The organism is Mesorhizobium sp. C277A (assembly GCF_040324395.1).
Lineage (GTDB): Bacteria > Pseudomonadota > Alphaproteobacteria > Rhizobiales > Rhizobiaceae > Mesorhizobium.
In genome coordinates, this window is sequence record NZ_JAMYVW010000002.1 from 5,400,477 (window position 1) to 5,418,645 (window position 18,169).

Annotated in this window: 17 protein-coding genes; 9 read left to right on the forward strand and 8 right to left on the reverse strand. The window is 63.8% G+C overall.

The window, feature by feature from the left end; translation table 11 throughout:
• Positions 1–84: 84 nt before the first annotated feature.
• From NKK52_RS26750 to NKK52_RS26775, 6 genes are all read left to right on the forward strand, one after another.
• Positions 85–1,221: an ABC transporter ATP-binding protein gene (locus NKK52_RS26750; RefSeq protein ID WP_023683579.1), complete on the forward strand. Its 1,137-nt coding sequence runs from the start codon at positions 85–87 to the stop codon at positions 1,219–1,221.
• Complete coding sequence (locus tag NKK52_RS26755) at positions 1,202–2,365, forward strand: ABC transporter substrate-binding protein (RefSeq protein ID WP_023683578.1); 1,164 nt, start codon at positions 1,202–1,204, stop codon at positions 2,363–2,365. Before NKK52_RS26750 ends, NKK52_RS26755 begins: the two co-directional genes overlap by 20 nt.
• 62 nt (positions 2,366–2,427) lie before the next feature.
• Positions 2,428–3,291, forward strand: coding sequence for an ABC transporter permease (locus tag NKK52_RS26760; RefSeq protein WP_023683577.1), 864 nt, complete (start codon positions 2,428–2,430; stop codon positions 3,289–3,291).
• Positions 3,291–4,103, forward strand: coding sequence for an ABC transporter permease (locus tag NKK52_RS26765; protein WP_023683576.1), 813 nt, complete (start codon positions 3,291–3,293; stop codon positions 4,101–4,103). Before NKK52_RS26760 ends, NKK52_RS26765 begins: the two co-directional genes overlap by 1 nt.
• A 28-nt stretch (positions 4,104–4,131) precedes the next feature.
• Complete coding sequence (locus tag NKK52_RS26770) at positions 4,132–4,893, forward strand: SDR family NAD(P)-dependent oxidoreductase (protein ID WP_023683575.1); 762 nt, start codon at positions 4,132–4,134, stop codon at positions 4,891–4,893.
• Between the two features lie 245 nt (positions 4,894–5,138).
• A complete protein-coding gene (locus NKK52_RS26775; protein WP_023683574.1) occupies positions 5,139–6,542 on the forward strand; it encodes an MATE family efflux transporter in 1,404 nt (467 codons plus the stop codon).
• A gap of 52 nt (positions 6,543–6,594) precedes the next feature.
• On the opposite strand, the gene NKK52_RS26780 is transcribed toward NKK52_RS26775, so the two are convergent.
• From NKK52_RS26780 to speB, 8 genes are all read right to left on the reverse strand, one after another.
• Positions 6,595–7,398, reverse strand: a complete 804-nt coding sequence (locus NKK52_RS26780; RefSeq protein WP_023671272.1) for an ABC transporter permease — start codon at positions 7,396–7,398, stop codon at positions 6,595–6,597.
• Positions 7,395–8,249 (reverse strand): ABC transporter permease, encoded by an 855-nt coding sequence (locus NKK52_RS26785; protein ID WP_023683573.1) that lies wholly within the window; start codon positions 8,247–8,249, stop codon positions 7,395–7,397. Before NKK52_RS26785 ends, NKK52_RS26780 begins: the two co-directional genes overlap by 4 nt.
• A complete protein-coding gene (locus tag NKK52_RS26790; RefSeq protein ID WP_023671274.1) occupies positions 8,246–9,283 on the reverse strand; it encodes an ABC transporter ATP-binding protein in 1,038 nt (345 codons plus the stop codon). The genes NKK52_RS26785 and NKK52_RS26790 overlap by 4 nt, the downstream gene beginning before the upstream one ends.
• Before the next feature lie 77 nt (positions 9,284–9,360).
• A complete protein-coding gene (locus tag NKK52_RS26795) occupies positions 9,361–10,449 on the reverse strand; it encodes an ABC transporter substrate-binding protein (protein ID WP_023671275.1) in 1,089 nt (362 codons plus the stop codon).
• Positions 10,450–10,517: 68 nt separating this feature from the next.
• Complete coding sequence (locus NKK52_RS26800; RefSeq protein ID WP_023683572.1) at positions 10,518–11,165, reverse strand: amino acid ABC transporter permease; 648 nt, start codon at positions 11,163–11,165, stop codon at positions 10,518–10,520.
• Complete coding sequence (locus NKK52_RS26805; RefSeq protein ID WP_023683571.1) at positions 11,162–11,818, reverse strand: amino acid ABC transporter permease; 657 nt, start codon at positions 11,816–11,818, stop codon at positions 11,162–11,164. Before NKK52_RS26805 ends, NKK52_RS26800 begins: the two co-directional genes overlap by 4 nt.
• Before the next feature lie 6 nt (positions 11,819–11,824).
• Complete coding sequence (locus NKK52_RS26810) at positions 11,825–12,619, reverse strand: transporter substrate-binding domain-containing protein (protein ID WP_023683570.1); 795 nt, start codon at positions 12,617–12,619, stop codon at positions 11,825–11,827.
• 83 nt (positions 12,620–12,702) lie between these two features.
• Positions 12,703–13,764: an agmatinase gene (speB, locus tag NKK52_RS26815; RefSeq protein WP_023683569.1), complete on the reverse strand. Its 1,062-nt coding sequence runs from the start codon at positions 13,762–13,764 to the stop codon at positions 12,703–12,705.
• 212 nt (positions 13,765–13,976) lie between these two features.
• Between speB and gcvA the strand changes: the two genes are divergently transcribed.
• The 3 genes from gcvA (at position 13,977) to NKK52_RS26830 (ending at position 18,053) form a co-directional block, all read left to right on the forward strand.
• Positions 13,977–14,945, forward strand: a complete 969-nt coding sequence (gene gcvA / locus NKK52_RS26820; protein ID WP_023671280.1) for a transcriptional regulator GcvA — start codon at positions 13,977–13,979, stop codon at positions 14,943–14,945.
• Positions 14,946–15,114: 169 nt separating this feature from the next.
• On the forward strand, positions 15,115–16,419 hold the full coding sequence (gene pncB / locus NKK52_RS26825) for a nicotinate phosphoribosyltransferase (protein WP_023683568.1): 1,305 nt from the start codon (positions 15,115–15,117) through the stop codon (positions 16,417–16,419).
• Positions 16,420–16,610: 191 nt separating this feature from the next.
• On the forward strand, positions 16,611–18,053 hold the full coding sequence (locus tag NKK52_RS26830; protein ID WP_023683567.1) for a hypothetical protein: 1,443 nt from the start codon (positions 16,611–16,613) through the stop codon (positions 18,051–18,053).
• Positions 18,054–18,169: the final 116 nt, after the last annotated feature.

Consider the following 18,169-nt stretch of genomic DNA (forward strand, 5'->3'; position numbering starts at 1 on the left):
CAGATATACCACCAGCGAGGTATATACTAGCCGCCATTGGCTCTGGTAGCGTCCTGGAGTAGCCCTGTTGCTGGAGCCAGCACTTTGACCGCAGTGCCCGACATCGAGTTTCGCGGCGTCACCAAGCGCTATGGCGCCGTGACCGCTGTCAGCGGCATCGATCTGGCTGTGCGGCCCTCCGCCTTTGTCGCCCTCCTCGGACCGTCCGGCTGCGGCAAGACCACATGCCTGCGCATGATCGGCGGCTTCGAGCAGCCGAGCGAAGGCCAGGTGTTCATCCGCGGCCAAGACATGGCCGGCACGCCGCCCTATCGCCGCCCGGTCAACATGGTGTTCCAGCAATACGCGCTGTTTCCGCATCTCGATGTGGAAGCCAATGTATCCTACGGGTTGCGCCAGGCACGGCCACGCCTATCGTCGCAGGAAATCGGCCGGCGCGCCGGCGAGGCGCTCGAAATGGTGCGGCTCGCCGGCTATGGCCGCCGCAAGATCCACGAACTCTCCGGCGGCCAGCAGCAGCGCGTCGCGCTGGCGCGCGCACTGGTCAACAAGCCGGCTGTGCTTTTGCTCGACGAGCCGCTGGCAGCGCTCGACAAAAAGCTGCGCACCGACATGCAGATCGAGCTGCAGAACCTGCAGCGCGAGATCGGCATCACCTTCGTGCTGGTCACCCACGACCAGGAGGAAGCGCTGTCGATGAGCGACTTCGTCTGCGTCATGAACGGCGGCCGCATCGTACAGCTCGGGCAACCAAGCGAGATCTATGACGAGCCGGCCGACCTGTTCGTCGCCGACTTCGTCGGCAAGACCAATCTGTTGAGCGGCAAGGTTGCCGGGCATACAGGCGATCTTGTCAATGTGGCGCTGGCGGACGGAACCGTCATTGCCGCGCGCAAACGAACCGCCTTGCAGCAGGGCGAGACCGTTTCTGTTAGCCTGCGTCCTGAATCGCTAAGCCTCGGCGCCACCAAAGGCAGCCCTTTCAAGGGCATCGTACGCAACCGGATCTTCTTGGGCTCGACGGCGGAATACGCCATCGAGGTGCAGGGCATCGGAACGCTGCTGGCCAAGGCCGACCATGTGATCGGCCATGGCAACCTCTTCAAGCCGGGTGAACCCGTCGCCATCGGCTTTGCCTCCGGGACGCCGCTGGCGTTTCCGGAGACCAAGAACAACGGGACCAACCAGAGGGTAGCAAAAAATGTCGAAATCATATCGTGACGGACTGCCGATTAGCCCTGAGAACTTCGTCGACCAGCTGATGCGCCTGAAGCGCGGCTCGATCGGCCGCCGCGACTTCCTCGGCCTCACCGGCCTTGGCATCGCAACCGCGGTGATGGCGCGCGAGCTCGGCATCATGCCGACGCCGGCCTTCGCCGCCGAAAACCTCGGCGACCGCATGTCGATCGCCACCTGGCCGAACTATCACGACCCGCAGACCTTCGAGAATTTCAAGAAGGACACCGGCGTCGCCGTCGAGGTCAACGTCTTCGGCTCCAATGAGGAGATGCTTGCCAAGCTGCAGGCCGGCGCCTCGGGCTGGAGCCTGTTCGTGCCGACCAACTACACGATCTCGACCTACAAGAAACTCGGCATCATCGATCCGCTCGACATGGCCAAGCTGCCGAATTTCGACGGCTCCCAGGAGGACCCGCGCTTCACCTCGGAAGGCACGATCGACGGCACGACCTACGCGGTGCCGAAGAACTGGGGCACCACGGGCTTTGCCGTCAACACCAAGAAGCTGGCCAAGCCGATGACCAGCTGGAAGGAATTCTGGGACGTCGCCATGGCTGAGGGTGATGGCCGCACCATGGTGCATGACTACCAGCTGACCACCATCGGCAACGCGCTGAAATATTACGGTTATTCCTTCAACTCGCTGAAGCAGGACGAGCTCGCCAAGGCCGAGGAGCTGCTGCTCAAGGTCAAGCCGCATCTGTTCGCGGTCTCGTCCGACTACCAGCCGGGCATGCGGGCGGGCGACGCCTGGATGACCATGTGCTGGACGAATGACGGCGCGCAGTTGCATCGCGATATCCCGGAGATCGCCTACGTGCTGGGCAAGGAGGGCGGGGAAATCTGGACCGATTTCTACGCCATCCCGAAGGACGCGCCGAACAAGCCGGCCGGCTATGCCTTGCTCAATTATCTGATGACCCCGGAGGTTGCTGTGAAGGAGCATCTCGCCAATGGCGCGCCCTCGACCGACGCGCGGGTCAACAAACTGCTGCCCAAGGAAGTGCTCGACAATCCGATCCTTTACCCGGCGGCCGACCTGTTGACACCGCTGGAGTTTGGTGCGGCGGCGACGCTGACCGACCCCGGCCGCGCCGAACTGATGGCGCGCTTCAAGTCGGCTTGAGGCTGGCCTGACGCAAACGGAAAACCGGCGGGCCTATGTCCGCCGGCATCGGGGCGGTTTCCATGCACGGCAACAGATTTCGGTATAACATCCTGACAGCGCTGCTGCTCGCTCCGGCTACAGCGTGGCTGGTGGTGTTTTTGGTGTTGCCGTTCATCGCCATTGCCGTGTTCAGCGTCGGCGAGCGGGCGCCGGAGGGCGGCTATCAGGCCACCTTCACGCTGGCGCAATACGCCAATCTCCCGGCAAGGGCGACCGCCTTCTGGAACACGATGATGCTGGCGCCTGTGGGCGCGCTTGCCTGCCTGCTCGTCGCCTACCCGGTTGCCTACTATCTCGCCCTGAAGGCGCCGCAACGCTGGCGACTGATCCTGCTTGCGCTCGTCGTCATTCCGTTCTGGACCAGCCTTTTGATGCGCACCTATGCCTGGATGTACATTCTGGGCGGACGCGGCATTCCCGCACTGCTGGCCTTTGTCGGCATCGAGGATGTCAGGTTGATCAACACGCCGGGCGCCGTGCTGCTCGGTATCGTCTACGGCTATTTGCCCCTCATGATCCTGCCGATCTATGTCAGTCTCGAGCGGCTCGACCGAAGGCTGCTGGAGGCCTCCGCCGATCTCGGCGCGACGCCGCTCTCGACCTTTCTGGGTGTCACCCTGAAGCTGTCGCTGCCGGGCGTGATGACAGGTTTCTCGCTGGTCATGATCCTGCTGCTTGGCGAATACCTGATCCCGACCCTGCTTGGCGGCGGCAAGGTGTTCTTCATCGGCAACGCGCTGGTCGACCTGTTCCTGCAGTCGCGCAACTGGCCGTTCGGATCGGCCATCGCCATCACGCTGGTGGCGGTTTCGGTGGTGGTGCTGATCGCGGCAAACCGCATTTCGACACGGGTGTCGGGCGCCCGCAGGGTGGATCTGATCTGATGCGCGCCTTCGTCACAGCCGTCTTCGCCTTCCTCTATCTGCCGATCGCGTTGGTCGTGCTGTTTTCCTTCAACGCCGGCCGCCATGCCAGCGAGTTCACCGGCTTTTCGGTGCAGTGGTACGGCACGGCGCTGTCGAACCCGTTCCTAGTCGAGGCGTTGAAGAACAGCCTGTTCATCGCCACCACCAGCGCCCTTCTGGCGGCGGTGTGCGGCACGGCAGCCGCACTCGGCCTGGCGCGGGTCGGGCTCAGAACCCGCGCCGTCTTCGACGCGCTGATGGGTGCCGCGATCGTCGTTCCCGGCGTCGTCATCGGCATCTCGACGCTCGTCGCGCTGGTCCAGCTGTTTGGCGTGCTCAACCCGTTCCTCGCCTCGATCTGGCCAAACGACCAGCCGCCGCGCCTGTCGCTCGGCTATGGATCGATCATCGCCGCCCACGGCCTGTTTTCGATGGCGTTGGTGACGATAATCGTCGGCACGCGTCTCGCCAGCCTCGACCGCAACCTGGTCGAGGCCTCGAGCGATCTCTACGCCACGCCGCTGACGACGTTTCGCTCGATCGTGCTGCCGCAGATCATGCCGGCGGTGATCGCCGGCTTCCTGCTCGCCTTCACCTTCTCCTTCGACGATTTCATCGTCGCCTTCTTCGTCGCCGGCGCGCAGACGACGCTGCCGATCTATGTCTTCGCCTCGATCCGGCGCGGCGTGACGCCGGAAATCAACGCCATCGCCACCATCGTGCTCGTCGCCTCGGTTCTTCTGGTGGTGCTTGCCCAATGGCAGCTGCGCCAGCGCCAGCCGTCAAACTGAACAAGCCATCCAGCTGAAAGACAAATTCATGCTCCTCAAAGACCGCATCGCCGTGGTGACGGGCGCCGGTTCCGGCATCGGCCGCGCCGGCGCCATGATCATGGCCAGGGAAGGCGCGCTGGTGGTCATCGCCGACCGGGATAAGACCAGCGGCGAGGCGACAGCGGCGAGTATCCGCGCGGCTGGCGGGCAGGCCGAGGCCATTGTCACCGACGTCTCTGACGACGCGGCGGTAGGGCAGCTCATCACAGGCACTCTCGGCAAAAATGGCCGCATCGACATTCTGCACAATCACGCCGGCATCCAGGTCGGCGGCACGCTGACCGAGGTCGAAGTCGATGGTATGGATGCGTCCTGGCGCATCAATGTACGGGCGCAGTTCCTGGCCGCGCGGCTGGTCATGCCGGCAATGGTCGCGCAAGGCGGCGGCGTCATCCTCAACACGGCCTCGAATTCCGGCGTGTTCTACGATCGCGAAATGATCGCCTATGCCACCTCCAAACATGCGGTTGTGGCGATGACCAGGCAGATGTCGCTCGACTATGCCCGGCACAATGTGCGCGTCAACGCGCTCTGCCCCGGTTGGGTCGACACGCCCTTCAACGAGCCGTTCATCGCCCAGATGGGCGGACGCGAGGCGATCGAGACCTATGTCCGCACCAAGATTCCGATGGGCCGCTGGGCGAGCGCCGAAGAGATCGCCGAAGCGATCCTGTTCCTCGTCTCCGACCGCTCATCCTTCATGACCGGCCAGGCACTGGTGATCGACGGCGGCGAAAGCATCGGCTGATCTAGAGCAATTCCAGGAAAAGTGTGTAACGGTTTTCCGTCCGGAATTGCGTAAAACAAATAAGGGCAGCCGGATAGGAGGGTTCCCGCCTCTGGCTCAATCGCCGGCTGCCCGTCCTCCCTTGCCTTCATGCCGCATTTCGTCCAATAGAACGACGCAAACGCTGCGAAACCGAAGGTTTTGCCGTTTGGAAGTGCGGCTTCCGGCCTCGTTGCCGACGCGCCGCAATCGGAAAGAGCAGGACAATGTCTGCGATCGAAGCCGGCGCTCGTGCGCCGGAAAATCTTTGGCGTCAGGAAATCAGGGCGACGCTGGCGCTGGCCTGGCCGATGGTGCTGACCAATCTCGGCCAGACCGCGATGACCGCCACCGACGTCATGATGATGGGGCGTCTGGGCGCGGACACGCTGGCCAGCGGCGCGCTTGGCGCCAATCTCTATTTCATGCCGCTGATCTTCGGCCTCGGCCTGATGCTGGCGACCTCGCCGATGATCGCCACCGAGCTTGGCCGCCGGCGCTATTCGGTGCGCGATTTGCGCCGTACCGTGCGCCAGGGCCTGTGGCTGGCGATCCTGATCTCGATCCCGATCTGGATCGTGCTGTGGCATGGCGAGGCCATTCTGCTGGCCATGGGCCAGGAGCCGGCGCTCGCCCACCAGGCCGGCATCTATCTGCGCTGGCTGGAATGGGCGGTGCTGCCGTTCTACGGCTATATCGTGCTGCGCTCGTTCATCTCGGCGCTGGAGCGGCCAGGCTGGGCGTTGGTCATCGTTTTCGTCGCCGTCGCCTGCAACGCCTTTTTCAACTGGGTGTTCATGTTCGGCAATCTCGGCGTCACCTCGATGGGCATTGCCGGTTCGGGGCTGGCGACCACGCTGTCGAGCACGCTGATGTTCTGCGGCCTGGCAGCCGTGGTGATGCTGGAGAAGAAGTTCCGCCGCTACCGCCTGTTCGGCCGCTTCTGGCGCTCCGACTGGCCGCGCTTCAAGGGTCTGGTGCGGCTCGGCATGCCGATCGCCGGCATCCTCGCCTTCGAGGTGACGATCTTCAACGCCGCAGCCCTGCTGATGGGCCTGATCGATGCGGATTCGCTCGCCGCGCACGCCATCGCCATCCAGATCGCCTCGATCTCCTTCATGGTGCCGCTCGGCCTCAACCAGGCGGTCACCGTGCGTGTCGGGCTGGCGCATGGCGCCGGCAATCCGGCAGGCGTTTCGCGCGCTGGCTGGACCGCCTTCGTCATCGGCGTCTCGTCCATGGCGCTGATGGCGCTGGTGATGGTGCTGTGGCCGCATCTGTTGATCGGCGCCTTCATCGACATGACCGATCCGGCCAATGCCAGGGTGATCGCGCTGGCCGTGTCGTTCCTTGCCTTTGCGGCGCTGTTCCAGATCTTCGACGGCGCGCAGGCCGTTGCCGCCGGCATGCTGCGCGGCCTGCACGACACCAAGGTGCCGATGATCTATGCCGCGATCGGCTATTGGGGCATCGGCCTGCCGCTCGGCGTGCTGCTCGCCTTCCATTTCGGCCTGCACGGCGTCGGCATTTGGATCGGCCTGGCGTCAGGTCTGGCCGTGGTGGCGGTGCTGCTGCTCGCGCGCTGGCTGCGGCGGGATCGGATCGCGCCGCCGCTCGTCTTCAGCCATTAAAAGCAAAACGGCCGCCGGGTTCGGCGGCCGTTCTCGTTTGGCGTGGCTGCGCTCAGCTCCCGTCCGACGACATCGCGCCGAGCAGCCGGCGTATATCGCCGAACCTGGCGATCGAGCCGAACACCAGTGCCGCCACCGCCACGAAGAACACCGAGACCGAAGCCATGGTCGGCGTGTAGCCATAGCGCAGCGCGTTGAAGATCTTGATGGGCAGCGTCTCGGTGGTGAAGCCGATCGTCATGTAGGCGACGATGTATTCGTTGAGCGACAAGACGAAGGCGAAGGCGTAGCCCGAGACGAGGTAGGGCAGGATCAGCGGCAGCACCACGGTCTTCAGCACCGTGCGGTCGTCGGCGCCCATGGTGGCGGCGGCCTCTACCAGCGAGCGGTCGATCGAGGCAAAGCCCAGCGACAGCGTCACCAGCGGCAGCGTCACGAAGAAGATGGCGTGGCTGATGATGGCGGTGAAGAACTGGCCGAACAGCCCGACCGTCGCCCAGAAGGAGAGGAAGCCGAGCGCGGTGATGACCGGCGGCAGGATGAAGGGGGCAAGCCCCAGCACCTGAAAGATGTTTGCCCATGGCGCGATGCGCCGCCATAGGAACCAGGCCAGCGGCAGCGCCACCGCAACAGCGATCGCCGCCGAACAGACGGCCAGCGTCACCGAATGGATCAGCGCCAGCCGCCATTCCGGATCGGTGAAGATCTGGGCGTACCAGGCGAGCGAGAAACCGACCGGCGGGAAGCTGAGTTCCTGCCGCGAGTTGACCGAAACCCCGGCCACCACGATCAGCGGCGCCGCCAGGAACAAAGCGACGATGGTGAAATAGACACGGCGCAGCAAGGTCGCGGTCATAGTGCATTCTCGCGGCGTCCGACGAGCAGCGTCAGTCCGACCAGCGCCAGCGAGATCAGCACCAGGAACACCGCCATTGCGGCTGCGAACGGCATGTTGGACTGGTAGATCGCCTGGTCGGTGATCAGCACGGACAGCGTCCAGTGTTGCGGCCGTCCGAGAATCTGCGGCAGCAGGTAGGAGCCGAGCGCAAACACGAAGACCATGATCAGCGTCGCCACGATGGTGTTGCGCAGCGCCGGCGCGACGACGTTGAAGAAGGCGCGGATAGGCGAGGCGCCGAGCGTGCGCGCGGCCTCTAACAGAGTCGGATCGAGGCGGACCAAAGCGGGGTAAAGCACCAGGATCGTATAGGGCAGCGCCTGGTAAACCATGCCGGTCAGCACCGCGCCGAAGGTCGGCAGCAGCGCCACCGGCTTGTCCATCAGCCCGATCGCCACGAACAGATTGGTGATGCCCGCCGTGCGCGAAAACAGCGTCGACCAGGCAAAGCCGATAATGACTTCCGACAGCGACAGCACCGACAACAGGCCGACCAGCCACAGCGTCTGCACGCGGCGCGGCCGGCGGGTCAGGAGGTAGGTGAAGGGGAAGGCGATGGTCACGCAGCAGACGGCGACCAGCACCGCCAGCATCAGCGAAAAGCCGAGCACGCCGCCGAAGAACACCGACAGGAAGCGGGCGTAATTGTCGAACACGAAGTCCGGCGTGTAGAAACCGGACGGGTTGCGCTTGAAGAAGCTCACCGCGATCATCGTCGAGAAGGGCACGACGAAGAAGACGATCAGCATCAGCGCCGGAAAGAACAGTGGCGTGTAGTCGGCTATGGACTTCGGGGCTTCGCGTCTCATGCGCCGAGCACCACGCAGCTTGCCGGTGGCAGCGTGACCCCGACCTTGGCGCCGACCGGCACGTCATGCCGCTCGCGCGGCGTCGTCACCGCAATGATGCTGGTGCCGCCGACGTCGACGAAGGTCTCGATGGTGCCGCCGAGATCGCGAACGAAACTCACCTCGCCGGTAATGGCCGAGCCGCCGGGGCTGCCCAGATGCACGTCCTCCGGGCGGACCGAAACAGACGCTTTGGTCTGACCCGCCGGCATGGCAAGACCTGGAATGGCTGTGCCCAGAATGGTGGTGCGCCCGGTGCTGTCGATCTCGGCCGGCAGCAGATTGGTGATGCCGATGAAGTCGGCGACGAAGGCGTCGGCCGGCTTGCGGTAGATCTCGATCGGCGGCGCCGCCTGCAGGATTCTGCCGTGGCCCATGACGACGACCAGGTCGGCCATGGTCATGGCTTCGCGCTGGTCGTGGGTGACGACGATGGTGGTGATGCCCAACCGCTGCTGCAACTGGCGCAGTTCCACCTGCATGGCCTCGCGCAATTTGGCGTCGAGCGCCGACAGCGGCTCGTCGAGCAGGAACAGTTTCGGCGACAGCGCCAAGGCCCGCGCAATTGCCACGCGCTGGCGCTGACCGCCCGACAGTTTGGCCACCGGACGGTCGGCAAAGCCGGTCAGATGGATGAGGCCCAGCAACTCGTCGACGCGTTTCTTCTGCTCCTCCTTCGAGGCGCCGCGAATGCGCAGCGCATAGGCGATGTTGTCGCCGACGGAGAGATGCGGAAACAGCGCCAGCGACTGGAACACCATGCCGAGATTGCGCTTGTGCGTCGGCAAAGGCGTGATGTCCTCGCCGTCGAGCACGATGGCGCCGCTGGTCGGCTCCTCCAGTCCGGCAATCATGCGCAGCAGCGTGGTCTTGCCGCAGCCCGACGGGCCGAGCAGACACACGAACGTGCCATGCGGCACGTTGAGCTGGACATTGTCGACGGCGGCGAAGTTGCCGAATTTTTTGGTGACGGCGTTGATGTCTAGTCCGGACATGCTCATCCCTTGGAGGGTTTGCTAAGGGGCCGCCGGACTATGCCGGCGGCCGCTGTGGTTCAGACGGATCGAACGGCTCAGCCGACGATCAGCTCGGTCCACTTCTGGTTGATCCAGTCGGCCTTCGATGTATAGAGGTCGTAGCGCGGGATGATCGGATCGATATCCGACGACACCGCGGCGAACTCTTCCGGCTTGAGGTCGAGCACCTCCTTCTTCAGCGTAGGCGTGGTGCCGACCTTGCGCGACATCAGACCCTGCATCGACGGCTGGCTCATATAGTCGATGAATGCATGCGCCTCGTCGACCTTGGTCGAGGCGCGCGACAGCACCCAATTGCCGGAATCCTGGATGCCGCCTTCCTTCGGGAAGGTCGAGCGGACATGGAAGCCGTCGGCGACCGCGAGGCCGGTGACGTCGTGATAATACTGGCCCATCGGGATCTCGCCCGACTTCAGCGCCTGCTCGAACTGCGCCTCGTCGCGATACCACAGCCGGACATTCGGCTTGAGCTCGGCGAGCTTTTCGAATGCCTTGTTCAGTCCGTCCTCGGTGTCGAGCGCATTGGTGCCGCCCATGAAGGTCTTTGCCGTCACTTCGAGCAGGAACGAGTTCGAGGCAAGTGCCAGAAGGCCAAGCTTGTCCTCATTGGCCTTGTCCCACAGCGTCTCCCATGAGGTCGGCGCATCCTTGTAGACGTCGGTGTTGGAGACCAGCGTGATCCACCAGGCGACGGCGCCGATGCCGGCGACCCGGCCATCCGGATATTTGTTGACGAAGCGCGGCAAGAGGTCGTTGTAGTGCTTGAACTTCGACGTATCGAGCGGCGTCCATAATTCGGTCGACTGGCCCTTCAGCGTCGAGGTCTGCGACATCATCGAAAGGTCGGCCGGCGCCTGGCCTGCCTTGGACGCCTGTTCGAGCTGCACCAGCCAGGCTTCGCCGGTCGGCTCGGCGACCGATTCCACTGCAATGCCGGTGGCCTTGGTAAAATCGGGGAAGACGTGCTCGTCAAAGGATTTCTTGAAATAGCCGCCATAGACGCCGACCTTCAGCGACTTGTCCTGCGCGCGCAGGATCGACGGCATGGCGAGCACGCCGGCTGTAGCGAGGCCCGCACCAAGCACGCCGCGCCGTGTCAGGGATTTTCCAATCAGTCTGTTCATCTGGTTTCTCCTCAGTTGATGCCGTTCTATTCCGGCAGGTTCCCTTCACGCACTGTCGCCGCCTGGCGTCAGTGGGCCGCCGCTCGTTGTTCGAGCGTACGGGCGTATTGCGTCAGTGGAAAGCACATGACGAAGAAGATCAGCGCCACCAGCCCGTAGACCTTGAACGGTTCGAAGGTGGCGTTGTTGATGGCGTTGGAGGTTCTGACCAGCTCCTCGAAGCCGATGATCGAGGTCAGCGCCGTCGATTTGATCAACTGCACCAGGAAGCCGACGATCGGCGCCCTAGTGATCGAGAACGCCTGCGGCAGGATGATCAGCCTGAGCTCCTGCAGACGGTGCAGGCCTAGGCTGGCACCGGCGTCCCACTGCCCGCGCGGCAGCGCATCGACGCCGCTGCGCCAGATCTCGGCCAGATAGGCGCTGGCGAAGAAGGTCAGGCCGAGCACCGCTGCCGTCCATGGTTCGATGCGCAGGCCGAGCATCGGCAGGCCGAAGAACATCAGGAACAGCTGCATCAACAGCGGCGTTCCCTGGAACAGGGCGATGTAGCCGGAAGCGATGCGCCGGCTCCATTTATTCTCTGCGATCCTGAAGAACAGCACGATCAGCCCGACCAGCGCGCCGCCGACAAAGGCCGCCAGCGACAACAGCACCGTCCAGCGGGCGGCGAGCAGCAGATTGCGAACGATGTCCCAGAAGGTGAATTCGATCATGTGACACCTGCCCCCAACACGCGGCGCCCGCCTGTGACCAGCAGCCGGCGCAAGGCCATGGACAGGACGAGGTAGACCAGGGTCACGACGAAATAGGTTTCGAAGGACCGGAAGGTGCGGGCTTGCAGCATGTCGGCCTCATAGGTCAGCTCGCGCACGGCGATCTGCGACACCACGGCCGATTCCAGCATCATGATGACGATCTGGCTGGTCAGCGCCGGATAGATCACCTTGAGCGCCTGCGGCAGCACGATCTTGACAAACACCTGGCGTGGCCGAAGCCCGAGTGCCAAGGCGGCTTCCGTCTGTCCGCCGGGCACGGCATCGAGACCGGCGCCGACGATTTCAATCGTGTAGGCCGCCATGTTGAGCGTCATTGCCAGCATGGCGGCCAGGATCGGATCGAGCCTTATGCCGAGGCTGGGCAGGCCGAAGAAGATGAAGAACAGCTGCACCAGGAACGGCGTGTTGCGCATCACCTCGACATAGACCGCGATGGCGCGCTTCACGAATACCGGGCCGTTGCGCCGGCCGGCAGCGCCCAGGATGCTGAGCAGCGTGCCCACGAGCGTGGTCACGACGATCAACAGGATCGTCGTGGCCGCGCCGCGCGCGATGTCGCCCACAGCACCTGGGAGCCAGGCAAAGGCCACGAGAACTCAATCCTTGAGGTTGTCGGGATTGAGCGGCGTCTTCAGCCAGGCCTTCGAGCTCTCGTCGAGCTTGCCGTTGGCCAGCATCTTGGCAACCGCATCATTGACCGCCGTCTTCAGCCGGTCCTCTTTCTTGTTGAGGCCGATATGCGAAGGCGAGGTCAAAAGCTGGAACTTCTGCTCCGGCTTCAGCGCGTCCTGCTTGGCCAGCACCTGCGCGCCGACATCATTGCCGACCACCATCAGCTGGGTCTGGCCGGAGATGAAGGCCTGGATGACGGAATTGTAGTTGTCGAAGCGCTTGATGTCGGCCGATGACGGCGCCGCTTCGGTCAGCGACGTATCCTCCAGCGTGCCGCGATTGACGGCGATCGACTTGTCGGCGAGATCTTCCTTGCCTTTGATCGAAAGCGCTGCTGGACCGATGACGGCGATGTAGTAGGGCGCATAGGCGGCGGCGAAATCGATCACCTCCTCGCGCTCCTTGGAATAGCCGACGCTCATCAGGATATCGACGCGCTTGTCGGTGAGATACGGGATGCGGTTCTGGCCGGTGACGCTGACCAGATTGAGCTTCACCTTGAGTGAATCGGCGATCGCCTGCGCGACGTCGACGTCATAGCCCTTGATGCTCATATCGGCGCTGGCCGAGGAGAAGGGCGGAAAGTCGGAGAAGATGCCGACATTGATGGCGCCGGCCTTGGTGATGTCGTCGACGGCGTCGGCATTGGCCTGGGAGGCGAAGCCGAGGCCGGCGAGCATCAGCGCGGCGGCGATGGTTGATTTCATATGGATTGTCATTGGTATTCCCCTTCTGGAAGCTTGTTTGTTTTGGAAACGGCCGCCGGCTCCAGCGCGGCGGCCGCCTTTGCATGTGAAATCCGTCAGGCCCCCTTGCCGGTGATCGCCGGGCTGAACACCATCAGGCTCAGGATCTCGAACAGGACCTGGGCGCCGACATGGGCGGTGTTGGTGGTCGCGTCATATTGCGGCGCCACCTCGACGACATCGCCGCCGACAATGTTGAGACCTTTCAAGCCGCGCAGCAGTTCGAGCACCTCGCGCGTCGTCAGGCCGCCTATTTCCGGCGTGCCGGTACCCGGCGCGAAGGCCGGATCGACACTGTCGACGTCGAAGGAAATGTAGGTCGGGCCGTCGCCGACGATTTTGCGCGCCTTCTCGATGATGGCGGGGATGCCGAGACCCGTCACCTCTTCGGCATGCACGACCGTCATGCCGGATTCGTAGGTGAACTCCCACAGATACTCGGCCGAGCCGCGGATGCCGATCTGGATGGTGCGGGTGGGGTCGAGCACGCCGTCCAGCACCGCGTTGCGGAACGGTCCGCCATGATGGAACTTGGTCATGTCGAACAGCCCGCTTGTGTCGCAATGGGCGTCGATATGGATCATGCCGACCGGCGCCTTCTTGCCGACCGCCTTCAGGATCGGATGGCTGATCGAGTGGTCGCCGCCGACCGAAAGCGGCAGCACGCCGGCATCGACGATCTGGTTGGTGCGGCGCTCGATATCCTCGTGGCTGACCTCCAGCCGGTAGCGGCTGCGGAACGGCGTATCGCCGATGTCGGCGACGCGCAGCTCATGCGTCGGCGCGCATTCTAGCACATGATTGTAAGGGCCGATGCGCTCGATGGCGCGCAGCGCCCTGGGTCCAAAGCGCGAGCCGGGCCGGTTGGTGACGCCGAGATCCATCGGCACGCCGATGATCGCCACCTGCAAATCGCCGAAATCCGGATTGTCGGCAGCGATTTCACGGTAGGGCGCGGCGAGGAAGGTGGGGATGCCGGCATAGGGCGCCAGCCTTGTGCCGCTCTTGGAGAAGATCTTGTCGGCGACCTTGCGGAACTTCGGGTCGAACATCTCGCCGCCATGGCTCTCGCCATACTTGCGGCGCAAGGCTTCCAGCTTGCCTCTGTCATAACCCATGTCGGTCTCCTCCTGCGGGCTGATGCATGCGGCCGTGGCGACACCTGCGAACTGACCATCATCCGGCCGGGCCGCTGTCCCGCTGGCTGCCTGTAGATTTCACGTCATTGATGCTGTTGACCTGCCAAAGTGTCCGGCAGCGGCATTGAAAAATCAATTGATATTGTTACGGTGCTGATTGTGAGAAAATCTCACAGAGTATCCGGTTGCTCATGGCCAAGCGTCTGCCCCCCTTGAATCCCCTGCGCGCCTTCGAGGCGACGGCGCGGCATGCCTCGCTGACCAAGGCGGCGAGTGAGCTCAACGTCACCCATGGCGCGATCAGCCACCAGATCAAGGCGCTCGAGCAATCACTCGGCGTAAAACTGTTCGAACGCACCGGACAGCGGGTAAAGCTCACCCCGCACGGCGCCGAATTGCTGCCGGCGGTCTCGACCGCCTTCGACGGCATCGCCGCCGCCACCCAGCGCATGACCAGGCCAGCCAGCGCCGGTACGCTGTCGGTCTCCTGCGTGCCGGCGCTGCTGCTTCTGTGGATGACGCCGCGGCTCGGCAGCTTCATGGCGCAATATCCTGACATCAGGTTGACGCTGATCCCGTCCAACGACCCCAAGGACATCCGCGCCCCACAGGTCGATGTCTGCGTGCTCTATGGCGACGGCAGCTGGACCGATTGCTGGATGCGCAAATGGTCGGGCCTCGAACTGTTCCCGGTGGTCAGTCCGACGCTGATCAACAACCGGCCGCTCCGCATCTGCCGGGATCTTGCTGGCCATGTCATCCTGCATGGCGATGATGGCCGCGAATGGCACACCTGGCTGGCCGCCGCCGATGGGCTCGACCTCGAACGTGGCCGCCGTCACCATCTCGGCGACGCCCGCACGGCGATCGAAGCCGCGGTGCATGGCCACGGCGTCGCGCTCGGCGATTCCGTCACCGCCAGCATGCTGCTCGCCAGGGGCCTGCTGGTGGCGCCGTTCAGCCTGTCGGTGCCGGCGGTCGACGATTTCTATGTGGTCTGCCGCAACGAGATGCGTTCAGCGCCGATCGTACAGCTGTTCGTCGACTGGCTGTTCGCCGAAAAGGAACAGGCCGACAGCCGCGCCGACGCGCCGGTGGCCGGCCGCATCGGCAGCCGCCGGAAGCGTCCGGCGCTGCGGGTGGTGGGCGCCAAGAGTTGAGGCTGGACCGGAGCGACTGCTTTTTGTCGGGCCAGCCCGGAAAGCGGGAGGCGCTTTCAAAAATTCAATGCTAATAAGCTCTTGCCGGGCAATTCCAGGAAAACTGTGCGGCGGTTTCCCGTCCGGAATTGCGTAAGAAAGACGTGAGCAGCGAAGGCGACGGCAGGACATGGCAAGAACCGATATAGCGCGGCGCGTCTATAACCACACCTGGAAGCTGGACCCGATCGTCCGCAGCCTGCTCGACACCGATTTCTACAAGCTTCTGATGCTGCAGATGATCTGGGGCATGTACCCCAAGGTCGACGCCACCTTTTCGCTGATCAACCGCACTACCTCGGTGCGGCTTGCCGACGACATCGACGAAGGCGAATTGCGCGACCAGCTCGACCATGCCCGCACGCTGCGCTTCTCCAAGAAGGAGATGATCTGGCTTGGCGGTAACAATTTCTATGGCCGCAAGCAGATCTTCGAGCCGGAATTCCTCGCCTGGCTGGAAGGTTTTCGGCTGCCCGACTACGAGCTCTCCAAGCGCGACGGACAGTACGAGCTCTCCTTCAGTGGCCCCTGGATGTACACTACGCTGTGGGAAATCCCGGCGCTGGCGATCATCAATGAGCTTCGTTCCCGCGCCGCCATGCGCGCCTTCGGTCCCTTCGCGCTTGACGTGCTCTATGCACGCGCCAAGGGGAAGATGTGGGCCAAGACCGAACGCTTGAAGGCGCTGCCCGGCATCCGCATCTCCGATTTCGGCACCCGCCGCCGCCATTCCTTCCTGTGGCAGCGCTGGTGCGTCGAGGCGCTCAAGGAAGGCATCGGCGAAGCCTTCACCGGCACCTCGAACGTGCTGCTGGCGATGGACAACGACCTCGAAGCGCTCGGCACCAACGCGCATGAATTGCCGATGGTTTTTGCCGCCCTTGCCAAGTCGGAAAAGGAATTGAAGGAATCGCCCTACAAGGTGCTGCAGGACTGGCAGCGCTATTACGGCGGCAACCTGCTGATCGTGCTGCCCGACGCTTTCGGCACCGCATCCTTCCTGCGCGACGCCCCGGACTGGGTCGCCGACTGGACCGGCTTCCGCCCCGACAGCGCGCCGCCGATCGAAGGCGGCGAAAAAATCATCGACTGGTGGCGCGAGAAGGGCAAGGACCCCAGGCAGAAGCTGCTGATCTTCTCCGACGGTCTCGAGGTCGAAACCATCGAGGAGACCTACAGGCACTTCAAGGGCAAGGTGCGCATGTCCTTCGGCTGGGGCACCAACCTCACCAACGATTTCGAAGGCTGCGCGCCGACCGAAACCAACAGCCTGGATGCGATATCGCTGGTCTGCAAGGTAACGGAGGCCAATGGCCGGCCGGCGGTGAAGCTGTCGGACAATCCGGCGAAAGCGACGGGCGACAAGAAGGAGATCGAGCGCTATCTCCGGATTTTCGGGGCGAAGGACCGCGTGGAGCAGCTGGTCAAGGTTTGAGGGTCGGCGGGTGCCTTGCTGGACGAAATGGAAATCGCGATAGCGTGAGTTCCCGCCCACCCCCCTCTGTCCTGCCGGACATCTCCCCCGCAAGGGGGGAGATTACCCCGTCATCTCCGCCTTCGCTAATCTCCGACGTTGCAAAGGAAGCGCCGGCAGGGCAACTGCCAATCTCCCCCCTTGAGGGGGAGATGTCCGGCAGGACAGAGGGGGGCGTCGTAGAGCGCGGCTGTCACCGGCCAACCCTTATCACCACCACCCTCACACTCCTCCCCACCCCTGCCTTCGCCCACGCCTCCGACCGCGGCCACGTCCTCCTGCTTCCCACCGGCTACTACATCGCCGGCGGCGCGCTTGCCGTCGCGGTCAGCTTCCTCGTCCTCGCCCTGCTGCCACCCGCAACCCTCGACCGCTTCTGGCGCCGCCGCTTACAACTTTTCACCTTCAGCGACACCGCCCGCACAATCATCAGCCTCATCTCCTTTGCCGGCTTCGCAACGCTCATCGCCGCCGGCCTGTTCGGCAGCCGCGACCCGCTCTCCAATCCGCTGTCGCTAACCATCTGGACGCTGCTCTGGGTCGGCCTTGCCATCGCGCAAGGCCTGTTCGGCGATCTCTGGTCGTGGCTGAATCCATGGTATGGCCCGCGGCGGATCGAAAGCCGCCTGTTCAAGCTTCGTGGCGGTGAGGGACAGAAATCGCGTTTGCCTTCATGGCTCGGCCGCTGGCCGGCCGTTATCCTGTTCTTCGCCTTCGCCTGGTTCGAACTGATCTATCCGGCGCCCGACGACCCGGCGCGGCTGGCCTATGCCGCCGGCCTCTACTGGTTGCTTACCTTCATCGCCATGCTCGCCTTTGGCTACCGCGATTGGAGCCGGCGCGGCGAATTCCTGACGATCTTTTTCGCCATGGTGGCTCGTTTCGCCGTCGTCGAGCGCGATGAACACGGTCGCCTCGCTCTCTGCTGGCCGGGCTCAAAACTGCTCGGCGCAGCGCCCCTGCCGGCAAGCGGCATCGCTTTCCTGCTGCTCAGCCTGTCATCGGTGTCCTTCGACGGCCTGTCGAAAACCTTCTTCTGGCTCGGCCTGTTCGGCATCAACCCGCTGGAATATCCCGGCCGCACCGCGCTCATCGGCATTAGCAGCTTCGGCCTCGTGCTGACCTTCGTTCTGCTGGCGGCGGCATTCCTGCTGGCCGTCATACTCGGCCAGCGCCTTGCCGGCAGCCGACATTCCCACGGCGAGGCCGCCGGGCTGCTGGTCTGGTCGATCGTGCCGATCGCGCTCGCCTATCATGTCGCGCACTATCTGACGGCGCTGCTGGTCGACGGCCAGTATGCGATCGCCGCTCTGTCCGACCCGTTCGCGCTGGGATGGAACCTGTTCGGCGCCGCCGACATGCAGATCGAGGCCGGCATCGTCGCCGGGGCCCACTCCGCCTGGTGGCTGTGGAACCTGCAGGCCGGCATCATCATCGCCGGCCATATGCTGGCGGTGCTCGTTGCCCATGGACTGGCCTGGCGACTGCACCAGGTGCCATCGCGCGCCGCCCTCAGCCAGTTGCCGCTCACCATGCTGATGATTGCCTACACGATCTTCGGCCTGTGGTTGCTTGCCACGCCGACGGCCGGATGAGACAAGCTGATCAACATGCCTTTGCGGAAAGCCCGCTTGCAAGCTCTGTGCTTTGGTGATTTAGTTTGTACACATGCAATTTCTGCCCCTCCTGCAAGGGAGTGGCCTTGCCTCGT

Coding starts and splice junctions, on each gene's coding strand:
- NKK52_RS26755 (WP_023683578.1), top strand. CDS start 1,202: ATGTCGAAATCATATCGTGACGGACTGCCGATTAGCCCTGAGAACTTC.
- NKK52_RS26760 (WP_023683577.1), top strand. CDS start 2,428: ATGCACGGCAACAGATTTCGGTATAACATCCTGACAGCGCTGCTGCTC.
- NKK52_RS26765 (WP_023683576.1), top strand. CDS start 3,291: ATGCGCGCCTTCGTCACAGCCGTCTTCGCCTTCCTCTATCTGCCGATC.
- NKK52_RS26770 (WP_023683575.1), top strand. CDS start 4,132: ATGCTCCTCAAAGACCGCATCGCCGTGGTGACGGGCGCCGGTTCCGGC.
- NKK52_RS26775 (WP_023683574.1), top strand. CDS start 5,139: ATGTCTGCGATCGAAGCCGGCGCTCGTGCGCCGGAAAATCTTTGGCGT.
- NKK52_RS26780 (WP_023671272.1), bottom strand. CDS start 7,398: ATGACCGCGACCTTGCTGCGCCGTGTCTATTTCACCATCGTCGCTTTG.
- NKK52_RS26785 (WP_023683573.1), bottom strand. CDS start 8,249: ATGAGACGCGAAGCCCCGAAGTCCATAGCCGACTACACGCCACTGTTC.
- NKK52_RS26790 (WP_023671274.1), bottom strand. CDS start 9,283: ATGTCCGGACTAGACATCAACGCCGTCACCAAAAAATTCGGCAACTTC.
- NKK52_RS26795 (WP_023671275.1), bottom strand. CDS start 10,449: ATGAACAGACTGATTGGAAAATCCCTGACACGGCGCGGCGTGCTTGGT.
- NKK52_RS26800 (WP_023683572.1), bottom strand. CDS start 11,165: ATGATCGAATTCACCTTCTGGGACATCGTTCGCAATCTGCTGCTCGCC.
- NKK52_RS26810 (WP_023683570.1), bottom strand. CDS start 12,619: ATGACAATCCATATGAAATCAACCATCGCCGCCGCGCTGATGCTCGCC.
- speB (WP_023683569.1), bottom strand. CDS start 13,764: ATGGGTTATGACAGAGGCAAGCTGGAAGCCTTGCGCCGCAAGTATGGC.
- gcvA (WP_023671280.1), top strand. CDS start 13,977: ATGGCCAAGCGTCTGCCCCCCTTGAATCCCCTGCGCGCCTTCGAGGCG.
- pncB (WP_023683568.1), top strand. CDS start 15,115: ATGGCAAGAACCGATATAGCGCGGCGCGTCTATAACCACACCTGGAAG.
- NKK52_RS26830 (WP_023683567.1), top strand. CDS start 16,611: ATGTCCGGCAGGACAGAGGGGGGCGTCGTAGAGCGCGGCTGTCACCGG.